The sequence below is a fragment of the Sphingobacterium mizutaii genome, from assembly GCF_900187125.1.
GTDB lineage: Bacteria > Bacteroidota > Bacteroidia > Sphingobacteriales > Sphingobacteriaceae > Sphingobacterium > Sphingobacterium mizutaii.
Map to the genome: position 1 here is coordinate 2219320 of NZ_LT906468.1, position 21558 is coordinate 2240877.

The 21558-nt window shown below is 39.2% G+C and carries 14 protein-coding genes and 1 tRNA gene; 6 read left to right on the forward strand and 9 right to left on the reverse strand.

The window, feature by feature from the left end:
* The first annotated feature begins 226 nt into the window (after nucleotides 1–226).
* Nucleotides 227–1294: a baeRF3 domain-containing protein gene (locus CKW03_RS09505; RefSeq protein WP_093096140.1), complete on the forward strand. Its 1068-nt coding sequence runs from the start codon at nucleotides 227–229 to the stop codon at nucleotides 1292–1294.
* Nucleotides 1295–1593: 299 nt separating this feature from the next.
* Here CKW03_RS09505 and CKW03_RS09510 read toward each other — a convergent pair whose 3' ends face one another.
* Genes CKW03_RS09510 through CKW03_RS09530 form a run of 5 tightly spaced genes read right to left on the reverse strand, consistent with a single transcriptional unit; the run spans nucleotide 1594 to nucleotide 10619 of the window.
* Nucleotides 1594–3444, reverse strand: coding sequence for a glycoside hydrolase family 2 protein (locus CKW03_RS09510; RefSeq protein WP_236736452.1), 1851 nt, complete (start codon nucleotides 3442–3444; stop codon nucleotides 1594–1596).
* A gap of 11 nt (nucleotides 3445–3455) precedes the next feature.
* Nucleotides 3456–4946, reverse strand: a complete 1491-nt coding sequence (locus CKW03_RS09515) for a sulfatase (protein ID WP_093096142.1) — start codon at nucleotides 4944–4946, stop codon at nucleotides 3456–3458.
* A 6-nt stretch (nucleotides 4947–4952) separates the two neighbouring features.
* On the reverse strand, nucleotides 4953–5627 hold the full coding sequence (locus tag CKW03_RS09520) for a DUF3823 domain-containing protein (protein WP_093096143.1): 675 nt from the start codon (nucleotides 5625–5627) through the stop codon (nucleotides 4953–4955).
* Between the two features lie 4 nt (nucleotides 5628–5631).
* Nucleotides 5632–7449 (reverse strand): RagB/SusD family nutrient uptake outer membrane protein, encoded by a 1818-nt coding sequence (locus CKW03_RS09525; protein WP_093096144.1) that lies wholly within the window; start codon nucleotides 7447–7449, stop codon nucleotides 5632–5634.
* A gap of 2 nt (nucleotides 7450–7451) precedes the next feature.
* A complete protein-coding gene (locus CKW03_RS09530; RefSeq protein WP_197701003.1) occupies nucleotides 7452–10619 on the reverse strand; it encodes a SusC/RagA family TonB-linked outer membrane protein in 3168 nt (1055 codons plus the stop codon).
* A 180-nt stretch (nucleotides 10620–10799) separates the two neighbouring features.
* On the opposite strand from CKW03_RS09530, the gene CKW03_RS09535 reads away from it, so the two are divergent.
* Together CKW03_RS09535 and CKW03_RS09540 are read left to right on the forward strand one after the other, a co-directional pair.
* Entirely contained in the window at nucleotides 10800–13910 is a 3111-nt protein-coding gene (locus tag CKW03_RS09535) for a ligand-binding sensor domain-containing protein (protein ID WP_093096149.1), read from the forward strand.
* Between the two features lie 4 nt (nucleotides 13911–13914).
* A complete protein-coding gene (locus tag CKW03_RS09540; RefSeq protein ID WP_093096150.1) occupies nucleotides 13915–14718 on the forward strand; it encodes a response regulator transcription factor in 804 nt (267 codons plus the stop codon).
* Between the two features lie 88 nt (nucleotides 14719–14806).
* Here CKW03_RS09540 and CKW03_RS09545 read toward each other — a convergent pair whose 3' ends face one another.
* On the reverse strand, nucleotides 14807–16069 hold the full coding sequence (locus CKW03_RS09545) for an NAD(P)/FAD-dependent oxidoreductase (protein WP_093096153.1): 1263 nt from the start codon (nucleotides 16067–16069) through the stop codon (nucleotides 14807–14809).
* Between the two features lie 180 nt (nucleotides 16070–16249).
* Here CKW03_RS09545 and CKW03_RS09550 point away from each other — a divergent pair, with 180 nt between their 5' ends.
* Complete coding sequence (locus tag CKW03_RS09550; protein WP_093096154.1) at nucleotides 16250–17185, forward strand: ring-cleaving dioxygenase; 936 nt, start codon at nucleotides 16250–16252, stop codon at nucleotides 17183–17185.
* 77 nt (nucleotides 17186–17262) lie between these two features.
* The gene (locus CKW03_RS09555) at nucleotides 17263–17871 is read left to right on the forward strand and encodes an alpha/beta hydrolase (protein WP_093096156.1); all 609 of its coding nucleotides are present in this window, start codon (nucleotides 17263–17265) and stop codon (nucleotides 17869–17871) included.
* A gap of 88 nt (nucleotides 17872–17959) precedes the next feature.
* On the opposite strand, the gene CKW03_RS09560 is transcribed toward CKW03_RS09555, so the two are convergent.
* From CKW03_RS09560 to CKW03_RS09570, 3 genes are all read right to left on the reverse strand, one after another.
* Nucleotides 17960–19120 carry a hypothetical protein gene (locus CKW03_RS09560; protein ID WP_093096158.1) on the reverse strand — a complete coding sequence of 387 codons (1161 nt, stop codon included), beginning with the start codon at nucleotides 19118–19120 and terminating at the stop codon, nucleotides 17960–17962.
* A 120-nt stretch (nucleotides 19121–19240) separates the two neighbouring features.
* Entirely contained in the window at nucleotides 19241–20194 is a 954-nt protein-coding gene (locus tag CKW03_RS09565; RefSeq protein WP_093096160.1) for a DUF3829 domain-containing protein, read from the reverse strand.
* A 62-nt stretch (nucleotides 20195–20256) separates the two neighbouring features.
* Nucleotides 20257–20577: a magnetosome magnetite crystal formation protein family gene (locus CKW03_RS09570; protein ID WP_093096161.1), complete on the reverse strand. Its 321-nt coding sequence runs from the start codon at nucleotides 20575–20577 to the stop codon at nucleotides 20257–20259.
* Nucleotides 20578–21355: 778 nt separating this feature from the next.
* Here CKW03_RS09570 and CKW03_RS09580 point away from each other — a divergent pair.
* Nucleotides 21356–21428: transfer RNA gene (locus tag CKW03_RS09580), tRNA-Lys, on the forward strand.
* Nucleotides 21429–21558 lie beyond the last annotated feature (130 nt).

A 21558-nucleotide genomic window follows, 5' to 3' on the forward strand; every position in this document is an offset into this window, starting at 1 on the left:
TATCCTTGATCTCGTCCAAATGCCTTGAAAAGAAATTTTTCTGCTTGTTCTTCATAAATCGTTTCTCAGGGGCAAATTTAGCTATCCAAATCCATCTTTTGTAATATTCGCCCTTTTATCCTCGAAATCGCTCGATCTTATCCAGATTATCTAAAACCATTAGTCGCTATACCTGTTTTATACCTATATGATAAAGTATAATTCACATTTTTAATTAATAAAACCTATGGCATTAAAAGATATTATTCAGTCATTGACAGAAAAAAATGAATCTCCTAGCATCACTCTTTCCTTTAATACATATAGAACTTTTCCAGATAGCGAAAAGAATCCAATTATCCTCAAAAATCTGATTAAGGAAGCTGAAAATAGATTGCTTGAAGAATATGGAAAAAGAGATATTCCAGAGATCTTGGAAAAATTGGAGGAATTGCCTGATAAGTTGGCTACCACCAAGTTAATGGATAGCTTACATGTATTTATTTCCAAAGATGTTGATGAATTAGTCGTATCTCCTTGGCCGGTAGATAATGAGGCAGTTTTTATTGATGATACCTTTGCTGTAAAACCATTGATCAAGGCATTGAATAGAACCAAAGAATATATGATCTTGTCGATTGCCCAAGGTGGTGCTCATTTGTTTGAAGCCTTAAACGATGGTATTGAAAAGGAAATCGTCAATGATGACTTTCCATTTGATGCTAATCCTTTGGAAGTAACGGGTTCCGATAACAACAAAGTGGAAAATCGATTAAAGGAGTATTTCAATCAAATTGATAAGGCGGTGGTTGAGGTCCATAATGGCAACGATTTGGATGTTGTCGTTATTTCAACTGAGCCAAACTACGCAATGCTTATGGAGGTTGCCGATATCCCTAAAATGTATATCGCTCATGATAATAAGAACTATGATGTTTCAGAACCTGATAAAATGGCAAAACAGGCTTTTGAAAGTATTAAAGACCTTCAAAAAGAAGAACGTGGCCTTGCAATTGGAGAATTGAAACAAGCGGTTTCTTCCGGTCAGGTACTCACTGATCTTCAAGATATCTATCAAGCTGCAATAGATGGTCGAGGAGACCTGTTGATGGTACAACAAGACTATGAACAGCCTGTAAAGATGACATCAGACCGCAGCTTCGATTTAGTGGACGATGCAAAAGAAACTGGTGTAGTGGATGATATTGTATCCAGTATTGCTTGGAATGTACTCTCAAAAGGAGGAAAGGCTTATTTTACAGGACAAGAAGAGCTCAGTGATTTAGGACAGATCGTATTGAAAGTACGATACTAGTGTTCTTAAATAATAATTATCTGAAGGCTGCCTATTTGTTTAGGCAGCCTTATCTTTTTATAGGGTTTTTCTGTTGATATCGAATTTATGGCATTTGAAAATCAACAAAAATTTGGAATGTTGATTCGAGAATTGTTCGAGGCATGTTCGAGCCATATTGCGAAATTTCCGAATATCTCTGGAATGAGGTCCATTTTTGGTCCCAATATATTTTAGTTTAAGCTGAATAAACATAAAAAAACTGGTCGAAATTGCTTTCGACCAGTTCTATGAAATTCTATTTATGGGTATAATCGTTATTATTTAACGAGATCACTTTGATAAAGCTTGCTATGGATTTCTTTCAACTCATTAGCAGGGATCTTCATGACCTTTCTGTCATAAGTCATCAAGCCATTGGTTTCTACCTCCACATCGGTTGTTTGTGTATAAACTCCTGCTGATAAACCTTTAGGGATCAGTTTGCTCAAGTCAGAAACGACTTCTTGGTATCTTTTCTTTAGTTCATCAGCATTTTTGAATGACTGATAGCCCCAATTGTCTTTCTGTTGCCAAGTATGGCCTTCAACTGGTAAGCCTAATCCGCCATATTCGCCTAATACCAATACATATTTATCACCAAACAGCTCGGCTCTCGGCATGGCTGCATCTGGATAGTTATGGATATCAAAGATATGACCAGGGGCATCAAAATTACCTCCTGAAGCGCCATTCACTAATCGGGATGGGTCATTTTGGATGGTCCAGTCCACAATCTCTTTTGATTTAAATTGACCCCAAGCCTCATTGAAAGGAACCCAAACTACGATGGATGGGAAGTTGTGCAAATGGGACATGATGGCTTTCCATTCTTTTTTATAGATGGCTTCAGATTCAGGTGTACGATCTTTATCGTGTTTGCCAATTCTGATCTTTCCAGGGTTCATATCCCAGATATTGCCTCCTAGGTCTCCACTTGGCATATCTTGCCATACCAATACCCCAATGCTATCACAGTGCCTGTACCATCTCGCTGGTTCTACCTTGATATGTTTTCTGATCATGTTGAATCCCATTTCCTTGGTTTTCTCCACATCAAAACGCAATGCTTCATCCGACGGGGCAGTATGCAAGCCATCTGGCCACCAACCTTGGTCTAATGGACCGTAATGGAAGACAAACTTATCATTCAGGTACATTCTTTGGATTCCATTAGCATCCTTCTTCACACTGATCTTGCGCATGGCGAAGTATGAACTAGCTTCGTCAATCACCTTTCCATTTCTCAATACCTTCACCTTAAGGTCATAGAGTTTTGGAGAATCTGGAGACCATAATTGTGGGTTATTGATTTTTAATTGCGTTTCTTCACCAGCATTAGCTTTTGCTTCAGCAATTTTATTGCTGTTGTCATAAGCTTCAACTAGGATTTGGTCTCCAGCTTTTGCTGAAGACAGTTCAGCAGAGAATTTTAAGGCTGAATTGTCTACATCGGGTGTTTGTTTGGTGCTGACGATATGGGTTTCAGGAACGGATTCCAACCATACTGTTTGCCAAATTCCGGAAACAGGCGTGTACCAAATTCCATGTGGGTTATTGATCTGTTTTCCTCTAGGTTGAGGACCATCTGATGTTGGATCCCAAACGCGGATAGCGATATCTTGGGTCTTTCCTTTTTTGATAGCCTTGCTGATGTCAATGCTGAACGGGTCAAAACCACCTTGATGGTTTCCAACATGCTGCCCATTTACATAGATGTCACATTCCCAATCCACAGCACCAAAGTGTAGAAGGACCTGACCTTTGTTCAGTTTTTTATCGATAGTTATTTTATTGTTGTACCATAGGGCATCATCTTTAGTTACTGGTTTGGCAACACCCGAAAGAGCTGATTCTACAGCGAAAGGGACTAAGATATCACCATCCCAAGCGTTTGGGATATCCTTTTGGTCTTTATTGGTAATTTTATATTTCCATAAACCATTTAGGTTCTGCCAATTGTTCTTTCTTTCGAGTTGAGGCCTTGGATACTCTCGGTGTGCGTTTTGAGGAGTTACCTGTTCCGCCCATGGAGTAAGGATTTTATCGCGGACTGGTGCCCATTCTTGAGCATTTCCCTCCGAGAAAGAAGCGGCAATTAAGCATGCAATTGCAATTGTTTTCTTCATCATATTCTTGTTTGTTAATGTTTACGTGGTTTAGATGCAGGTCTCATAGGCAAAGGTTTAGGTTGTGCCTCCAAGACTTTCTTTAGTTTTATAAATGCTGGATGGTCTTCCCTCCAAATATTTTCAGTTTCTATAAGTCCATCTTTGTATTGATAGAGTTCAAATTGTGGTTCTTCATTACCCTGGATTGTTTGCCATGCTATCAATCGATAATCTTTGTCCCGAATGGCACGCCCAAGTTTTCCATCTCTTGGAAAGCAATGGTAAATGGTCTCATTTAAGCTTCCTTTTCCTGAACGGATAAAATTAGCATAGCTTGTGCCATCAATGGGCTGTTGTATCTTGGTTAATTCCAGACCGCTAAGTGCTACCAATGTAGGGTAGATATCTACAGTTTCAATCAATTCCTTGCTGTGTACAGCCTTTTTCATATCAGGATGTTTGATCAGTAGAGGAATCCGATTGGCCAATTCATAGTTAACATGTTTCGTCCACATACCCATTTCACCCAATAGGTAGCCATGGTCTCCCCAAATTACAACAATTGTGTTCTTGTCCAAGCCTGTACTTTGTAAATGTTTTAATACCTTGCCGATTTGTACATCAACATAGCTGACTCCGGCATAGTAACCATGGATAAGGTCCTTGGTTAAGGAAGCTGGAAAGGGGTCACTATCCTTTGCAGCTGGGATCTGTGCATATTGTGAAATTTCACCATCCCTTTTTACAGCCCAAGAAGGGGCATGCTTAGGATTGCTTTGAATGGTCGGAAATGGCAACTTGTCCTTATCATATAGATCCCAATATTTTTTAGGGACCGTAAAGGGTAGGTGAGGCCTGGCAAATCCTACAGCCAAAAAGAATGGTTTTTGATTTCCTTTTAATTCATCCATCCGCGAAATCGCTTCCTGAGCAACCCTACCGTCGGCATAGGTTTCATCCGATACATCCAGTTTTTCCCAAGCAGAGCCTTTTTCCAATTGGTTGGCATATTCCCAAGTTTTATTGGCAAACAAAGCTTCCTCTCTGGTTTCCTTGTCATGTCCTTTTTCAGCATATTCTATGACCTTGTCATGCCAATGGGGAACCGACCAAGATTGTTCATCGTTATAGGTATTATGGCCGACATGGAAAACCTTTCCAATTGCAGCGGTATAATAGCCGTTGTTTTTATACAACTCTGGGAGGGTCGTTGCTTCAGGATAAAAATCCCTAAATGCCCTCCCAAAATCATATAACCCGGTAGATGTAGATCTTGATCCTAGCAGCAGGTTGTACCTAGAGGCAACACAAACTGCTTGATTGCTATAGGCTCTCTCGAAGACCATTGCATTTTTGGACCATTTATCAAGGTTTGGACTGATTGCAGCTTTATCGCCGTATACTCCCAGTGTAGGACGTAAATCATCCACTAGGATCATCAATACGTTATACTGCTTTTCCTGCGCTTGGCAGAAACTAAATAAAGTAATGATGATGAGGGTTATACGGCTTAAAATCTGCATTTCCAATTATTTAACTTGGTGTATGTTAGCGTCGTAAATAGCTTCAGTAATACCATTGATTTTAGCGGCAACTCGAGCAAACAGGATTGGATTAGCCTGCAATTCTGGACCGATATCCAGCGTCAGAGTCACATTGCCATTTGAATCTCCCGATTTATTCGCTCTTTTCAGGAAATGGCCCAAATCCACAAATTTGGTCTTGCCTACCAATAGGTTGACATCATCCAAGGTTTTGCTTGGGTCGAGTTTCTCCACATTGAAAGTTGCTGTTAAGTTATTTCCATTCAATTGGTATTTGATATCCTTGAGATCATAGTATAGATCTACTGGAAAATCAATATTGGTATTGCCATTGAGCTGGACGGTCATGGTATCGGATTTAGATTTCCAAGGACCATTTCCAGGAACTGTGACCAGTTTATAGGTACCGTTAAATAGGGCTGCCGAGAAAGAACCATCTTGAGTGACAAATACATCAATAGGATTTTTTAAAGCATATCCATCTTGCCATAATTGCAGGCGAACGGAATTATTAGACCCTCTAACTCCAACAGCTGCACCTTTATAGGTTACTTTGCCAGTCAGGTTAGCATTGGGAGCATCGTAATTGTCCTTCCCGCAGGAAAAGAGTAGGGCATGGCTTAGGAATAATCCGATGGCTAGTATGTTTAATCTTTTCATTGTCTTATTGATAAGGGTTACGAACTAATTTTGGATTTCTATCGATCCAACCTTGGTCGATAAAGTTGTAATAATTTTGGAACCTGAAATACCTAGGATACATGACGTGACTAGATTTGCGTTTCTCAAAGACCCATTTACCATGGTTTGGAGTTCCAGGCGCATAGACCTTGTAAGGAAATAATACATACATGGTCGCTTTTGGATTATCCTGTTGGCCATTCCAAACGGTATGTGCCATTCTCCATCTTTTCAAATCCCAATAGCGGTGATCCTCAAATGCCAATTCAACTCTTCGTTCTTGAACGATATCATTGAAGGTTACTGTAGTTAATTTTTGGATGCCAGCACGATCTCTTATTTGATTGATGAATCCAGCCACTTCGGTTTGAGGTTTGTTCAGTTCCAAAGCTGACTCTGCTGCGATCAAAATAATTTCCCCCAATCTAAAACGGACAAACCACATATCGCTACCACGTCCACGTGTTGAAGCATCACGATTTTCTTCCAAAAACTTACGGATATTAAATCCAGATTTGTTTACAAATTGATCATTGGAAGTTGTAGGTCCATCCATACTGGTAATCAACCCGTATGGAGCTTCAGACTTTCCAGGTTCAGCTGTCTTAACCTTCCAAGTACCGCCTTCCAAATATCGCACTCCGGCTTGGTAGGTGATGGTTGAGCCTAAGAAGTCTGCACCCGAATAGATGATGGTTCCATATAACCTCGGATCTTTTTTGGCAAAGACATCAGATGGATTATTATAATAGATAAAATCTCCGGCATCATTGGTCAGTTTTAATGCGCCATTGCGATCATCGGTGTATTCGAAATCCTCCACAAGATTTAACACAGGAGTAATGATATTGGCATCAATATCTCCACGAACAGAAGAAGCGATGATATTATTGGTGTATTGATGGGTTTGTCCAGGATATTTATAATCCCTTGCCCAGATAACCTCCGTGCTTCCTTTGCTGCTTACGGCCTCATAGAAGTTTCTTCCCTTATCAGCATTCTTATTGTATAATTCATAAGGGCTGTTTTGTAAGATATCTTTAGCGGTTTCATAAGCTACAGTATAGTATTTTGGAGCCTCAGCAACTGGTATTCCTACTTCACCACCACTGGTCTTAACTTCTGGTGTTTTATAATTGTACTTAGCGATAGACCCAGCATATAATGCTGCCCTGGCTTTCAATGATAATGCCGCCCATTTATTGGCTCTAGCCGAGTTTGGATTCTTGGCAGTAGACAATAAGCTGCTGATTTCAGTACACTCTTTTATGATATAATCATAGATCTCTTGTTCGGTAGAACGCGGATATTGGAGCGTGGTGATATCGATACCAGCTTGGTAATCAAAAACCTCATCATTGATGATGGGAACCCCACCTAAGCCTCTAGCCATATTGAAATAAGTCCATGCCCTAAGGAAGCGTGCTTCACCTTCAAAGTTGTCCTGCGTAGTTTCACTGAAAGAAGAGTTTCTAACCCCATTGATAAATAAGTTGAGGTCTCTAAGCAGCGTATAATCATATACACGCCAAAGCGCATCGCCATAATCTTGCATATTGTTGGGGCCTCCGGAAGAAAAAGCAGCTTCATCCAGCATCGCCATACTTCCAGTATTCGCGATATGTTGTCCCCAACTTACTCTTCCATAATAATTGGCCAATACGGAAGCAACCATTTTTTCGTCTGTATAGACCTGTTGATCTGAAAGGATAGATTCAGATTCCCTGTCCAAAAACTTGGAACAGGATGCAGTACCTGCCAATAATGCTGCTGATAGAATATATATTTTAAATTTCTTCATGACTAAAAGGTTAGGTTTAATCCCACATTGATTACTCGGTTCGTAGGGTATTGGATTCCAGATTCTGAAGTGATCTCTGGGTCAATTTTCATTTCGCCCAGATTATCAATACTGAATACATTCTGCATCATGGAATAGATGCGAATATTCCTGAATCCCCATCGTTCTGTCATTTTGCTTGGTAGGGTATAACCTACCTGAAGGTTTCTTAATTTCAGATAAGTAACGTTCATGACCCAGAAATCGCTGTGCCAATAGTTACTGTGGTTTTGGTTTCCGCGGATCAGAGTTGGGAATTTTCCAGGTATCAATTCGCTATTTGGATCGGTGATGTCACTCAAGGTCCATTGGTTTTCCATGTAGTAGGCAGCATTGTTTCCTCCATCATGGAATGGTAACATACCTTCCCAGTTTGCGCGGTAGGATGCAAAGGAAGCTCCGGTGAAATCAGCAGCCAAATCGAATCCTTTGTAACCTAAACCAAGGTTAACGGCAAAGTTCAGATAAGGTAATCCACCTTGCCTGTAACCGATTGGTCTTTGATCCAGTCCATTGATGACTTTATCGCCATTGACATCATTGTATTTGATATCTCCAGGTCTTAGGCTGGTATTACCTTGGCCATCATTGTCTACATCATAATTACGGATCTCATCCCAGCTTTGGAATTGACCCAAGGATTCATAGCCCCAGTTTAGGAAGGCGTATCGGTTTAGGATAGAACCTCTATATTGATCCCAAGCATTACCAAATCTTGGTTTATATTGTTCGCCATCAATCTGTCTAGCAAAAGTGAAGTTACCACCTATGTTATACCTGAAATCTTGAAGGGTGCTGCTCCACATAATGCTACCATCCATACCCCGATGGATATCGGAATTTAGGTTTTCGTAAGGTAATCCAAATCCAACCTCAGTAGGTAATAGTACATCATAGCGCGATGCAGGTAATCCAGTTCTTTTTCTGTTGAAATAATCAATGGAACCGGTCAGTTTGCCACCTAATAGCGCAAAGTCAATACCTACATCGAAGGTATTTGCTCTGATCCAAGATAGGGTAGTCACTGGTAATCCGCGAGGCTGTGCACCTACAACATAGTTTCCATTGATAACCGAGCCACCTTGTTTGTAGGTGTAGCCTGGCATAAAGCCAAATGCAAAGTAGTTCCAAGGATCCAAGTTATCATCACCCAATACACCATAAGAGGCACGGACCTTTAAATCGGTGAATTTGGAGCCAAAGTTTGAATCTTTCCAAAAGTTCTCTTTTGAAATCCTCCATCCTGCCGAAACAGAAGGGAATAATCCCCAACGGTTGTTTTCTGGGAATTTCCAAGAACCGTCATAACGAGCAGATAGTTCCAAGAGGTATTTTTGGGCAAAGTCATAATTGATACGACCTGCGAAACCAGCACGTGCTTGGGTGTCATTACCGAAATCATCAAATTGGTCCATAGTCTGGAAATACATCAATGATAAGGCATTTGATGCGGGCCTATCATGTGCCCAGAACCTTGGGGTATCCCTTTGGATTGCTTCAGCTGCAAATACCCCAGCAATGGTATGCTCTCCAAATGTGCGGTTATAGTTCAAGGTTCCCTGATAACTTAATTCCTCAATCATTCGGATATCACGCTCCCGCCATGGGTTGTCCATGCTGAAGACCACTGGATAGGTATCCGTTGCTTCATCATAACCGTAAAGCTTATAGGTGTATTCTTGGTTATCCATCCAACGGTTTGCTAGATAGTAGCCCATTAAGCCAGTCAGTTTTAAGTGGTCATTGATCTTATATTCGGCATTGAAGTTTAATTGCATCACGCGCCAGGTGTCCCTGAACTCTCCAGAAAGATCATAGTTCAACATCGCAAAGTTCGTTTCGGTGTTAGCGGCAGTTCTAGCTGGATATAGGGGATTATCGTTGGCATAAGGCCTTGCAGTAGGTAAGTTTCTATAGATTGCAAACAAAGCCTGCCAGGTATCATCGCCACCTGGAACACCGGGTTGTCTACGTTTTTCTATACGACCATTTAAGTTACCACCGATCTTCAATTTCTCGGAAACATTGGCCTCAAGGTTCAACTGAACATTGGTCCTTTTGAAACCACCATAATTTCTAATGATGGATTGTTGGTCTAAATGGCCTGCACTCAAGTAGTAATTGATTTTTTCTGAACCACCTGAAACACTACCAGAAATATATTTCTGTGGACTGGTCTCTAAGATATAATCATACCAATCCCAAGGTCTGTAACCTTTTTCAGTTCCTTGTTCCCATTTGGCAAGATCATCTGGCGTATACTGTGGGTTGGGGATGCCCAAGATAGCGTCAGATTGGATATAACTTTTTACATAGGTTGAGGCACTAGCTGGTCTAGGGAATCTAAACATGCTCTGCCAACCATAGTAAGAATTGATATTGAATTCGTTTTTATCACCACGCGAACCTTTTTTTGTGGTTACCACAACCACTCCGTTTGCTGCTCTAACCCCATAAATGGCGGCTGATGCATCTTTAAGAACGGAAATGCTCTCGATATCATTGAAGTCAAGGTTGTTGAATTGGCCTTCATCTTTCTGTACTCCATCAATAACATAAAGTGGAGTACCCATGTTACGGATATTGATACTGGTGGAAGCACCTGGGCGCCCATCAGGCATACGGCTGTTTACCCCGGCGATCTTACCGACCATGGCACCCGAGGTCGTTGCTGCAACAGATCTGGCAATGTCTTTGGAGGTCACCGTCGAGATAGCGCCCGTTAAGGATTCTTTCTTTTGAGTACCATAACCAACTACAACGACTTCCTCTAGATTGTCATCTGACGCCTCTAGGGTAATCGTCATATTGTTGCTCGTTTGGAGTTCTTGAGTGACATAACCGATGTTTCTAAAAACAATAGTTTCGTTGGTAGAAGAAACAGTAACCGTGAAATTACCTTGTTCATCTGTTACCGTACCTGCATTTGGTTTTGACTTAGGGAACACGGTTACCCCCTGTAATGGTTCGCCTTGTTGATTACGTACAGTACCTTTTATTTCCTGTTGTTGGAATAGTGGGGCACGGAAGCTAACGGGGTGAGCATGAACAAACAGAGGAACCAATGGCATCGATAAGCCCAAAAGCAATAAATACCGAATGTGCAAAGAGTGTAGATTTCTTTTTTTCATTGGAAGATTGGTTAGTTTATAATTGATAATCAAATTTAAAGAGGGGGCATTTCATTAAATTGACTATTTATCTCAATTTATAGCCAATTTGTATCAAAGCTTGTTACAAGTGCCATAATAGAGAAGGGAGATATTTCTTTTTCAGGAAAATTCTTATTTTGCTAATGGTAAACCTATTTGATGAAAAACCTGCTGCTATTTACGGTCCTTATTATTTCTTTCCTTGGCAAAGCTTGGGGGCAGGTATTCAATTTTGACCATTTAAATATTACCGAAGGCCTATCTAATAATGCAGTGCTCTGCAGTACCCAAGATAAGAATGGTTTCCTCTGGTTTGGTACCAAGGATGGGCTGAATAGGTTCGATGGTTATACCTTCAAAAAATATTTCAGTGATATTGAGGCTAGGAATGGGCTAACCAGCAATTATATTACTTGTCTATTGGTAGACCAATACAACGTGCTGTGGGTTGGGACCGATAATGGCCTGTATAAATTTCATGCTAATTCGGAAACCTTCAAGATAGTCCCCGGGACTGAAATGAAGGAAATCATTGAGATGCAGCATGATGGAAAGGATAATTTATGGTTTCTCTCCAGTTACAAACTATTTAAACTGAATTCCAAAGCCTTGGAGCTTAAAGCTGAACCACTATTCCCTGATACTTATGTGACTGCCTTGACTAAGAATTCCAAAAATGAGGTATGGGCTGCGAGTCATCAAGGTTTGTTGTCGGTTGATGGTAAAAACAGGATTGAATTCAAGGTCAATCAGGAGAAATCACTCAATGTTGAATCCATTGCCTTCGAAAATGACAATAAAATCTGGATCGGCACCCAACATAATGGTTTGATATCGCTCGATATGAAATCAAAGAGATTTGATCTGGTCATTCCTTTTGTAAAGAATGGAACCCGGTTGTTTGTTCGCGATATCAAGAAAATCAATGAGAACGAATTGTGGATTGCCTCGGAGTCCGGATTGGTCGTAATAGATACCAGGAATAATGCTTGGCGGGTCTTTTGCCATGAGCGGGACAATCCTTGGTCTTTATCAGATAATGCGGCATATAGCATTTTAAAAGACCATCAAGGTGGAATATGGATAGGAACCTATTTTGGGGGACTCAATTACTTTCATCATAAGCATAATTTATTTGAAAGGACATTTCCAATGGAGAATCCGAATTCAATCTCTGGAAATGCAGTCCGTGAAATAAGACAGGATAAAAATGGGAACCTGTGGATTGGAACGGAAGATAATGGATTGAACTTCTGGGATAAGCGGAATGATACCTTCCTACATTTTTCTACCAAGAATGGTCTATCCCATAATAATATTCATGGACTGGAAATCGTTGGTGACAGTCTTTTGGTTGGCACTTTCAATAATGGTCTGGACATTATCAATATAAACAGCAAAAAGATCATCGCCCATTATACCCAAGAAAATACCCATTCCGAACTAGGTTCAAATTTCGTTATGAGTACTTATAAGACCAAAGATGGACGGGTTTTCTTTACGACTCCAAATGGCTTGTATCAGTTTTTTCCGGGGAAGGATAGGTTTAAAGTGGTAGAAGCTGTTCCTGATTCTATTTTCTTTACCTCCATGTTGGAAGATAGGATGGGCCGGATTTGGCTCACTACTTGGCGTGATGGTGTTTATCTAATCGATCCTGATTTGAAAAACAGCCAAGTCTTTAAGCATGATTGGGATAACCAATCTAGCATCAATAGCAACCGGACCAATAGGATACAACAGGATTCGGAAGGGAAAATATGGATAGCAACTGAGAACGGCTTAACGATATGTTCGGAAGACAATAAAATCGTCAAACGATTTACCAAATCGGATGGTCTACCGAGTAATTTGATCCTGTCGATGCAAGAGGATTCAAATAATAACATGTGGTTATCCAGTACCAATGGTTTGATCAGTATTGATATCAATACTTATGTGTTAAGTGTTTATAATAAAGAGTTTGGCTTGTCAAACCTACAGTTTAACTATAATTCCATGTTCAAGGATCAAGAAGGAAATATGTACTTTGGATCCACCAACGGCTTGATTAAATTTCACCCAGACTCCTTGTTGAGAGAAAGGAATAGCGAAACCAAGGTTCCTATCTATTTCACCTTTGCTAGGTCATCCAAAAGAAATTTGGAAGTCAATTATGAATATGCTGAGAAATTTACCAAGCTGAGTTATGATAAGGTCATGCTTGATTATGATGAATCTACTATTCAAGTAGATTTTGCGGCCCTTAATTATGTAGATGCAGCTTCTACCTCTTATTTATATAAGCTGAAAGGATTTGACAATGATTGGGTAGTATCTAAGGAAAACAGAGCTTATTATACGAAATTGCCTTCAGGGGAGTATACCTTATTGGTGAAGGCACTCGATAGCCAAGGAAGGATTATTTCGGATGAGATATCCATTCCAATCGAAGTGAACAAGCCTTTTTGGGCAAGTGGCTTAGCTTTTGCCGTTTATGCTATTATCCTGATCCTCATTGTATTTTTTGTTTACCAATATTTTGATAACCAAATCAAGGAACGAAATCGTAGGCAATTGATGGAGATCAATGCAAACCGGGAAAGGAGATTGTATCAAGCTAAACTGGATTTCTTTACGCAGGTGGCCCATGATATCAAGACACCATTGACCTTAATTAAGGGACCATTGGAAAAGTTGGTTGATAATAAAAACCTTGCTGAAGATAGAACGGATAGGCTATTGACGACCATGCAGAAGAATACCGAAAAGCTGGTGCGTTTGACAAACAGCATTTTGGATTTCCGAAAGATTGAAACTGATGAAAAGCAGCTTAACCTGACAGTATGCAATATATCTGAGTTTATTGCCGAGTTTATTAATGATTATCAAGCCTCTTTTCAATTGGAGGGAATCGTATTGACCCAGCATATACAACAAGGTGTTAAAGGTAAAATAGATGAGGATATGATCAGTAAAATTGTCGAGAATCTTTTTTCCAATGCGCTTAAATATGCTGATAAAATGGTTGATGTTCAGTTGATCGATGATGATAAGTTGAACTATTGGATATTGGAACTTAAAAATGATGGGCATGTCTTGAATAGAAGGGAGGTGGACTTATTGTTTAAGCCTTTCCATCGTTCCAACAAACATAGTCAAATTGAAGGTTCGGGCTTAGGACTGGCTTTGGCACATTCATTTGCCTTGCTACATTCGGGTGACTTAAGGTATGTAGAGAATTCCGAAAATTTAAATATATTCGTTCTCGCTATTCCCAAAAACCTATAAGAAAATGTCACACGAAATAGAGGTCCGTAAAATAATTCTATTGGTAGATGATCATCAAGAGATTTTAGATTTCTTGACAGATGATCTATGTGATGACTATGATATCGTGCAGGCGCATGATGGCTATCTGGCGTTGGAGGTATTGCAGAAACAACATATCGACCTAATCGTTTCTGATGTGATGATGCCTAAGATGGACGGTTTCGAGCTCTGCTCGCAGGTGAAGAAAAACCAGAACTATAAGCATATCCCTTTTATTCTTCTTACGGCTAAAAATAGCCTTCAAGCAAAGATTGAAGGTTTGGAACATGGGGCAGATGCTTATATTGAAAAACCTTTTTCACCTTCCTTCTTGCAGGCGCAGATTAGGAGTTTGTTAAAAAACAGGATGTTTGTGAAGGAACATTATGCGCAGCATCCTGAACCTGAGGATCTGTTGCTAGGGAATTCCATTGAAGAGGATTTCATGGATAAATTACAGCAGCTCATCGTAGACCATATTGATGATACCTCCTTATGTGTGGAGTTTTTGGCGGATAAATTAAATATCAGTCGGCCAACTTTGTATAGAAAGATCAAGCAAACTTCCAATTTATCTCCGAATGAATTGATCAACAACCTGAGGCTCAAGAAAGCATCCCAATTACTGAACAGTGGTTCTTATAAGGTTTATGAGATATCCAATATGGTAGGATTCAGTTCGAGCTCTCACTTTATCAGGAATTTCCAGAAACATTTTGGCTATAGTCCAAAAGAGTGGGAGGCCAGATTCCAGCAGGAGAAGTTGGTGAAGTTTAGGTTTAATTAATCCCTTCAAAAAAGAAACTGGCCGACAGATCTGCCAACCAGTTTACATCGCTAATTTTAAAAAAAATTATAGGTAGAGTGTTAGTTTATTACACCTCTTCGCCCTTGAGCATTTTGTTCCAATAGAGGTGGGGTAAAATATATTTTTTCAATAGCCATAAGCGCCAATGCTCTTTGCTGCTATCCTTGATCAGCATTTGTTTCAATTTTGGATCTGGAGTGAATTCATTTTTATAATTAAATTCTGCCAATACCATTTTTCCATAACCCGTTACCAAAGGACAGGAAGAGTAGCCTTCATAGGTTTTGTTGTCAGCAGCTTGTTGTTGCATTAATTTTAACAGGTTGTCAACCACCACAGGAACTTGTTTCCGGATAGCGGCACCAGTCTTAGCCGTTGGTAATGCAGCTACATCGCCGAGTCCAAAGATATTGGCGAATCTTTTATGTTGCATACTGTTGATATCTACATCGAGCCAGCCAGCATCATTGACCAATTCTGAATCCTTTACAAATTTAGGTGCCGTTTGAGGTGGTGCTAAATGTAAAAGGTCAAAAGGCATTTCAATAAATTGCTCCATAGCTTGAGGAACTTCATCTGAATCGCCCTTATTGATCACACATTCGTTATCCTTTGGGTCAGAACTCTTAAAGGTGATGGTTTTCTTGTCAGAATCGATTTTGATAGGGGCATAGAAAGGTTTGAAATTGATGTTATAGCGTTTGATGACCTGCATCAAGGTATCGGCTATAACTTTTACACCGAAAATCACAGAACCTGGAGTTGCAAATGTTACATTCACTTGGTCAGATAGATTATTTCTCTTAAAATAATCACATGCCAAGTACATTATTTTCTGTGGAGCTCCACCACATTTAATCGGTGTCGTTGGTTGGGTGAATACCGCATTTCCACCTTTAAAGTTTTGAATGCACTCCCAAGTATATTTTGGGTCGATATAGTTAGAGCATACCACACCCCGGTCTACTGCCTCTTGCAATCCCTCGATTAGGCTGAGATCGTTGACCAAACCACAGGCAACAATCAAGAAATCATATTCTAAAACCTCTCCATTGTCCAATTGGATGCTGTTTTTCTGAGGAGAGAAAGAGATTACAGCTTGTTTGATCCAGGTACAACCTTCGGGGATCAAGTCTTTCATTGGTCTAACAGTTTTATCAAAATCATAGGCACCAGCTCCAACCAATGTCCATGCCGGTTGATAATAATGTTTCTTGGCGGGGTCAATAATGGCAATTTCTAAGTTTTTATCCTTTTTGAGCAGCTGGGCAGCGGTCATAATACCTGCCGTACCAGCACCGATGATGATGATTTTATAATGTGTATCCATAAGTCTAAATAATGGTTAGTATAAAGTTAACATTCTGAAAACCTAGGCTTTGTAACTTTAGTTACCAAAGAGGGATACTTCTTACCATACATCAATGCACAGCTATACAGATTTAGTCACCTTTGTATAGCAAATAAACAAAAACAAATAATTAAGGTATAAATAGAAAGGAATATTAAGATGAACAATAAAGTATTAGGGTTACACCACATAACAGCCATAGCTAATTTGGCGCAAAGAAACTACGATTTCTATACCAATACCCTTGGGTTAAGAATGGTTAAGAAAACCGTGAATTTTGATGATCCAGGAACTTACCACTTCTATTATGGAGATGAAAAAGGTAATGCTGGAACCATCCTAACCTTTTTCCCTTGGGAAGGAATTGGCAAAGGTAGAACTGGCGGCGGAATGGCAACAGAAATTGCGTATTCTGTTCCAGAAGGAAGTTTAGAGTTCTGGACCGAACGTTTTGGTAAAAACAATGTTTTGACCGGTGAGGTGGTAGAACGATTTGGAGAATTGTATTTCCCTTTCCTTGATCCTGATGGATTGAATCTATCCTTGGTTGTTCCAAAAGATGCTGATAACCGAACAGGATGGTCAACTGAAGAGGTAAGTAAAGAAGTGGCAACTAAAGGTTTTCATAACAGCACGTTAACTTTAAGGGAATTAGAGCCTACTGCGAAAGTTTTGACTGATTTGTTGGATTACGAACAAATCGCTCAAGAAGGAAATCGTTTCAGGTTTAAAAGCAAAAATATTGATACAGCGAATATCATTGACATTTTAGTGGATGAGAATGCAGCTAGAGGTATCAATACGGCAGGAACCAATCACCACATTGCTTTCCGAGTTAAGGATGATGCGGATCAAATGGAATTGCGTGAAAAAATCATGACAGCTGGTTTACAGATCACACCACAAATTGATAGGGATTATTTCCACTCCTTATACTTCCGTGAACCAGGAGGTGTATTGTTTGAAATCGCTACTGAAAATCCTGGATTTGATGTGGATGAACCATTGGCAGAATTAGGTAATTCATTGAAATTGCCTAAACAATATGAGCCTCAGAGGTCTGCAATCGAGAAAGTATTACCTGTATTGAAATAAGTTTATTTTATGAGGCGGATGTTGTGCATCTGCCTCATCATTAAATTGTTGATTGATTAAATTTAAATAAAAAGATTATGTCAAAAGTATATCAAAGTGGAAACATCAATGACCCGAAGAAAGCCTTAATCATGATTCATGGTAGAGGAGGGTCTGCTCAGGATATCATGGGGCTTGCTGAATATTTAAAAGTTAATGATTATTTATTGCTAGGTCCTGAAGCTGAGCAGAATACTTGGTATCCGCATTCCTTTATTGCGCCAATTATCTCTAATCAACCAAATTTAGATATTGCCCTAGAATTAATTGGAGAAGCAGTTCAAATCGCTAATGAAAAGGGAATTGAGAATGAGAACATTTATTTCCTGGGATTCTCCCAAGGATCTTGTTTGACCCTAGAATATACCAGTAGAAATGCAAAGAAATACGGTGGTATTGTTGCTTTCACCGGAGGATTGATCGGTGAGAAACTGCATCCTGACCACTATACTGGTAATTTTGATGGTACTAAAGTATTTATCGGTACCTCAGATCCTGATTTCCATGTTCCTGTTGAGCGTGTTCAGGAAAGCAGCAAATTGATGCGCGGATTAGGTGCCCAAGTAGAGGAGAAAATATATCCGAATATGGGTCACACCATCTCTCAAGATGAAATCAAGATAGTTAATGATACAATTTTTAATTAAGTCTATTCTCTATTTTTAATAATAAAACCCCTGAGGTCTATGGCCAAAGGGGTTTTTCACTTAATAAACTATACTATACAATTATCTTTTAATAGGGATTCGTGATCTTGACATACTTCAAGATGGAATGCATCTGTTTTTTCAGTTCTGGGTTGTTTTTAGGATAGCTGAATTCAAATTCCAATACTTTATCCTTGGAATAGAAAGCGTAAGCTTTACCTTGGACTTCATTTCCACTTTCTTTTTCTTCGTAATAGACTTTCTTATGGAAGTATTCATAATGAGCTAAATCCTTGTATTTCTTTTCAAAATCTTCAAAATTCAAGGTGCTAGTTGCAGTTTTGACACTGAATTTCGCAGTACCACCGTTGTGGTTTGCAGAAAATTGATGAATGTCTTCATCTGATGAGGATTGTTCTTCTTTAAAATCGGTATCTAAGATTTTAAGAAAAACTGTCTGTATAAAGTAGTCTACAGCAAAAAATCCCTGAAAAGGATCTTTCCAAAAAGTGCCATTGTTATCAAGCGGATTGAGATCCTTTAATTGGGCATTAGCCCATTCCGGAACATTTAATCCAAGGGCTGTGTTGACTTCTTTCAGTTTGTTCAATGTGGCCAGAGTGTCTTGTCCGATCAAAGGTACAGCGACTTCAAAAGCAAGGTTGTTTTTTTGGTAAAAGGCTAATAAGTATACTTTCGTGCTATTGGAGCCCCAATATAAGCCATTTTTGGTGTCCTGAGCCTTGCTATGTACAGCTGTTTCCATTAAGCCGCCGTGATAGGTATTAAAAACTGCATCTTTTCCTTCAAACATCGGGTCTCCGGTTTCAATATTGCTATCACTCAGGTAAAGTTCATCATTGTTGTACATCAATGCCGCATTGACGAATAGATCACCCCAATGTGGGTCTTGGAACAATATTGTTTCTGTCTGATAGATATGTCCGGCTTCTGAATCGGAATAGTTCTTTTTTTGTTGCTCAACACTGTTGTAATATTTTCCTAAGAAAGGGAATACCTGCTCAGCATTGCTAAACATAACTTCATTATCATTACCCTTAAGTTCATTGGAAAAAGGTGCTTTTCTTAACCAAGACTTTAAGTCCTTTCCTGTCAATGTTGCAACTTCATCATTCCATTGGAAATCCTTTTTGGAGCTGGAAAAAAAGTCGCAACTGGTCAAAAAGGAAAAGCCAAAGACTAGGGTAAGTATTTTTAAGGTTGGCAGCAATAATCTTTTGTTTTTCATCAATGATCGTGATTTTGTGGAAGCTGAAGAAATAAAAGCATCCAATTGAAGGTTATTGTTTTTTTTAAATAATTACTATTGCCTTGATCGAATCCAAGGCAATAGCGTGTTTGTGGACTATTAATCTACAAATGCGTTATAGGATCTTAAAACGTTTTCAGAAGCGTTTTCCAGTCCCGTCAATGCATTTTCGCTTAAAGGAGTATTTGCATCCAATTCACGTTGTGCTATCCTCATTTTGCCTAAGAATTCATTCACATCATCATTGAAAATTCCGTACGACCTAACCTTACTTTGATAGTCTTTGGAGATTTCATTGTCCTTGTTTTCCTTGTAAAGCTTTTCAATTTCCTGATATTGTTTTTTGAAATCTGTGTTCAATTTGGCTTGATCTTCAGTTTCAAAAGCGATATCAGTCGTATTCTGCACTAATTCCAAGATTTTTTTGGATCCTAGATATTGATCTTTTAAAGGATTGTCAGCTAAAGTAGTTTCTTCTGCTTTTTCAGCTAGTGGTTTTAATTTAGCAAAGACAGCAGCTGATGCCTCGCGATACTTCTTGATTTCATTGGTAGCTTTCTCTCTTAATTCCACCAATTTCTGTCCTTTATCTTCTTTCCAATCTTCAGCAGATTTATAAGCATCTACCTCCTTATTAATTTCCTTGATGGCATCAAAACTTTCATTCATCTGATCGATAAGCGGTTTGAATTCTTTGCTCTGTCCATCAGGATAAACCAGGGATTTCAGGTTATGGATAGTAGGAGGGAATATCATCATCGGTGGGATGGTCATAAAACCATCTGGATTTTGCACCTTGTCATGAACAAATTTTTCGAAGCTATCGAAGTTATTGGCGAAGGTTTGGATAGCAGAGCTTTGGGAATTATCCACTTTAACAATGGAATTGTTGAAAGTAATGATTTCATTAGCTTCTTTTTTGTCATCCTTTCCGCTGAATAGTCCGCCAATAGTGCTTTCGGATTCACCTGATTTTGCTTTGTCCGTATTGTTGCAACTTGCCATCAAGGCCATTGCCAACAGGCTCCCTATATATATGGTCTTGTAATTCATATTGATCTGTTTATTAAGTGAATTAATGATTTATGTATAGTTTTTGTGAGTATTCAATTAGCCTAGCTAATGAATTTGAATTTGTTTTCGAAGAATGAACCGATAATTGGAAGCGGTTTCATAACTCCATTCGAAGCATTGATTGCTCCAATAATCATCAATACGATATTGATCAATCCAATGTAACCAAGGCTATAAATTCCAGTTACCATCATCAGGATATTCAAGATAATGGAAAGGAAAATACCGAAAACGAAGATGCCAAGACCTTGTCTCAAATGGTATCTTAAGAAATCATCTGCATTGTCTTTTCCCGAAAAATAAGAGATTAACCAACCAATAAGTGTGATGTAAGCGACTACGGCTAATGTTTTGTTGTTCATAATGTTATTGTTTAATATTTTATTTAATTGAATGTACTATAGCACTGATAATAAAAAATAGGAGGAAGCATGCCGGCAAGGCGTAGGTGAAAAACGGTGTTTTTGACTGTTTTTTTAACTCGATAGCTTCCTGTTTCACCTCAGGACTGAATTCACTCATTCTACGTTGTTGCTTGCAATGAACACAAACAGAATGCACTTCCTTCCAAAGGGGGAATAAGGGAATCCAAAACACATGAAAGTAATTTTGATAAGCAATCAGGGCGAGCGTATCCTTTTGCTGGCAGTAACTGCAGACTGAGGAACAAACCTGAGTTCCAATGCGACTTTTTCTGACACCGAATATGAAAAACATAGTTTCTATTTTTGTTATCCAAAGTTTTTCAATTCTAGGGACAGATACAATTAATTAGAATCTACAATGTTTATACGTCCCTTGAAAAAGCATCTACAATATCTCTACATAAATTTATAAGCTGTTGGTTTTCAACACTTAATTTGCTTGTTTTCATTTCTGCTGAGTGTATTCTAGGAGAATTCTTGGGTAAGTATGCGTTTTCAAAATGTTGGGAAGGAGAGAAAATTGGATATGTGGACATGTAATCCAGCTATTGGCTGTTTTTAGGGGCAGGAAAGAGGTTTAGGAAAAATAATTGTTTTATAATCAGGCTGTTTAATGGGATAATGAAAAAAAAGTATTTTTAGATTGTGAATTGTCCTGAAAAAACCTACCTTTGCATCACTTCAAACAACGAAGGGTTCTCGATAAAAGAACAACGATTCCGTAGCTCAGCTGGTAGAGCAATACACTTTTAATGTATGGGTCCTGGGTTCGAATCCCAGCGGGATCACAAAAAAAGCTTCAATCATAGATTGAGGCTTTTTTTGTGCCCGCTTGGGATTCGAATAATTGCATGTTCCGGGTAGGGCTGAGGGCTTGGCGGACATGCACCGCAGGCATTCATTATGGTTCGATCCGGA